Annotated in this window: 5 protein-coding genes; 1 reads left to right on the top strand and 4 read right to left on the bottom strand. The window is 30.9% G+C overall.

Annotated features, from left to right (window positions below):
* Window positions 1–85: 85 nt before the first annotated feature.
* Window positions 86–412, bottom strand: a complete 327-nt coding sequence (locus NI466_RS15665) for a hypothetical protein (protein ID WP_180018702.1) — start codon at window positions 410–412, stop codon at window positions 86–88.
* Between the two features lie 7 nt (window positions 413–419).
* Window positions 420–620 carry a type II toxin-antitoxin system HicA family toxin gene (locus tag NI466_RS15660; RefSeq protein ID WP_253174001.1) on the bottom strand — a complete coding sequence of 67 codons (201 nt, stop codon included), beginning with the start codon at window positions 618–620 and terminating at the stop codon, window positions 420–422.
* Window positions 621–1020: 400 nt separating this feature from the next.
* Here NI466_RS15660 and NI466_RS15655 point away from each other — a divergent pair, with 400 nt between their 5' ends.
* The gene (locus tag NI466_RS15655) at window positions 1021–1824 is read left to right on the top strand and encodes a helix-turn-helix domain-containing protein (RefSeq protein WP_253174000.1); all 804 of its coding nucleotides are present in this window, start codon (window positions 1021–1023) and stop codon (window positions 1822–1824) included.
* Window positions 1825–1890: 66 nt separating this feature from the next.
* Here NI466_RS15655 and NI466_RS15650 read toward each other — a convergent pair whose 3' ends face one another.
* Window positions 1891–2184: a type II toxin-antitoxin system RelE family toxin gene (locus NI466_RS15650; protein ID WP_159373035.1), complete on the bottom strand. Its 294-nt coding sequence runs from the start codon at window positions 2182–2184 to the stop codon at window positions 1891–1893.
* On the bottom strand, window positions 2174–2419 hold the full coding sequence (locus tag NI466_RS15645) for a type II toxin-antitoxin system RelB/DinJ family antitoxin (RefSeq protein WP_000246755.1): 246 nt from the start codon (window positions 2417–2419) through the stop codon (window positions 2174–2176). The genes NI466_RS15650 and NI466_RS15645 overlap by 11 nt, the downstream gene beginning before the upstream one ends.
* Between the last annotated feature and the right edge of the window lie 241 nt (window positions 2420–2660).

Genomic DNA, 2660 nt, shown 5'->3' with positions numbered 1-2660 from the left:
TGTGCATTTTGTGATCAGATTAAATTTTTTAAGTAATTGATATTTATATTAATATACAAGTGTACTTCGTATAATCACCATTATGTTAAATAAATGTATGTGCTGGTTCTTGTACCTTGTATTTCATATGTAAAGTCTGACTTTTTAGTCCATTTCTTTTTAGATATGCTTTCATTTCAGAAGTAAAAGTTCTTTTTACTTTATTAAACTCATGAACTTTAATTAATCTATCTTTTTTAACTTCTTGAATAAGTTTCTGTGTTGTTTGAAGCTTATTCATTCTAGCAAATTCTCCCATCATCATTAATTCTTTATGCTGATTCGTAAGAATTAACTTTTGTTGTGAAAGAAAATATAAAGTTCCACTTCCAACTAAAAAAAATAGAAAAATTGCGCTAATAATTAATTTCATAATTATCTCAATAAGCTCCTATACCAGCTTGTTCAAAAATACTTCTTAATGTTCCTATATCGAGATCACGATGATCTGGAATGGTAATTTTTCCTTTTTTAATAGGATGTTTGAAATGCTTATGGCTACCCTTTTGGCTATCGAAATACCAACCAAGAGAGGTAACTAGCTTTAAAACCTGTTTTGCTTTTAATCTTCTAAATTTCATGCCACTACCCCTAAAAAATTGGGACCCTTAGGGCCCCGTTCTATCTTAGAAAAAGATAGGCGGAATCGGTGGGAAGAAAACATCAATTGGACTTTTTGTATTAGAAAAAATATTCATATCTCTTATCTCCAGTTAATTATTCACAATGTCTTTAACAACTTCTTTAGCTACTTCTGCCGCGATATCAATTAATACATCCCACATTTTTGGTCTCCTGATGTGTTGGTCTGTAATTCAATAATAGCTCTTCACGGAACTAAATCAACCACAAGTAATCCAAATAGACACTGTTTGTTCAAAAAATATACAATTATTGGTATAAATTGGTTTTTTAAAATTACATTTGAGACTTTTTATTTTTTGTTTTATAGTGGCTGAATGTTATATGTAGGACGTAATGATGAACTTTGAATATAAAGCCTCATTCAATGTGGTTTTTGGTTCTTGTTTCTCAATAGCAAGACACATTTTTTTATCAGCTAATATGAGTCAATCAGAGTTTTCGGAAGAGATAGGTTTTAATCGACGGTTGTTATCTAAATATGAATTAGGAACATCAAACATTTCATATGCTACATATATTTATATGTGGGAATGTTTAAGTGTTGATAGGGAAATTGCTGATGAGATACTACAAAAAGTTATCCAAGGCTTAGCCCAGAAAGGTATATATGTATATTTGAGTCTAGATAATATTTCTTTGACAAATAATGATTCGGAAACGCTTCAAAAAAACTATGTAAAAAACAGCTATCTTTATATTCAGGATTGGTTTGGACTCAAATATGATTTTGAAATAAAAGATAAATTCCATACTCTTGAATCCATCGACTATAAAAAATTAGATGAACTTATTGAAAATATATTTAGAAGTAATAATTTCTATCAACTAAAAAGAGAATACAGAATAAATCTGAGAAATAAACAAATTAAAAAACTACAAGATGAACTCCATGATTTAAAAATTGATTATGTAAGCTTATCTTTAGATGAGAATTTTTCACCTAAAAGTTTTAATGAATCAGAACATGTTGAAAGGAATTTACTCCTTAATAAAATGAAGGAAATTAGTGACAGAATAAATACGTTAACACCTGAGAGATATCGTGGAATGAGAGTAAGAAATCCTCCGAGTGGCTTTGGTTATAATCGAGATCGGAAGAGTATAGATGAGAGCATACTTTGGGATGAAGAATCGTATTAATAATTTCTAAAATTAACATAATACACCTTATACGAAGCCAAAAATGGGAGCTATAAGCTCCCATTTTTAGTCTTTAATTCGCTTTTTCGCTTCGTCATAAACCATGCTATCAGCTCGTTTTCCGACGGTAATGAGCAGGATAACTACCTGATTATCTTTAACTTGATAGACAAGTCGGACACCAGCTTTTAATAATTTGATTTTATAGCAACCTGCAAGATCGCCTCTAAGCATATTCTTTGGAATATGTGGCTGCTCTATGACTTTGGCTAGTTTCTTTTTAAATTGATCTCGTATAGCAACAGGGAGTTTTTCCCATTCTGCTGTAAAGTCCTTGTGACGTAAAAGCTTATAAGTCATCTAATGTGACTTCCTCAAACATCTCTTTAGGATCATTAATGCGCTTACGGACAAGAGCTAATAATTCTTCATCTTCTTCCGAAAGCAAAGCTTTTTTGACAGGCAGTTTCCCAGTCGTAGCAACATACTCAAGAATACTAGTGAAGAAATCCGTAGGTGCAATACCTTGCTCTTTAAGGATTGAATAAGATTTTTCTTTAAGGGCTTCATCGATCCTGAAGTTAACAGTAGCCATCATATTTCCCAAGTATTTAATGTACTAGGAACAGTGTAATGCAAATTGCATTACAAGTCGACTTTGCATAACAGCCATTATGTTAAATAGAATCAAAAAACCTCCAATAAAATCGTTATAGTATTATTATTTATTGAGTAGATAAGAGAATTAAATTAGTGAAATACTCAAATGAAAAAATAGTAAAAGCTCTCTTACTTTCTCCTTTACCACTACTTTTTTTCACAGCAGTCCTGTTTAT

Source organism: Acinetobacter lwoffii (assembly GCF_024129595.1).
Classification (GTDB): domain Bacteria; phylum Pseudomonadota; class Gammaproteobacteria; order Pseudomonadales; family Moraxellaceae; genus Acinetobacter; species Acinetobacter lwoffii_O.
This window is presented reverse-complemented; position numbering and strand designations above follow the sequence as displayed.

Coding starts and splice junctions, on each gene's coding strand:
- NI466_RS15665 (WP_180018702.1), bottom strand. CDS start 412: ATGAAATTAATTATTAGCGCAATTTTTCTATTTTTTTTAGTTGGAAGT.
- NI466_RS15660 (WP_253174001.1), bottom strand. CDS start 620: ATGAAATTTAGAAGATTAAAAGCAAAACAGGTTTTAAAGCTAGTTACC.
- NI466_RS15655 (WP_253174000.1), top strand. CDS start 1,021: ATGAACTTTGAATATAAAGCCTCATTCAATGTGGTTTTTGGTTCTTGT.
- NI466_RS15650 (WP_159373035.1), bottom strand. CDS start 2,184: ATGACTTATAAGCTTTTACGTCACAAGGACTTTACAGCAGAATGGGAA.
- NI466_RS15645 (WP_000246755.1), bottom strand. CDS start 2,419: ATGGCTACTGTTAACTTCAGGATCGATGAAGCCCTTAAAGAAAAATCT.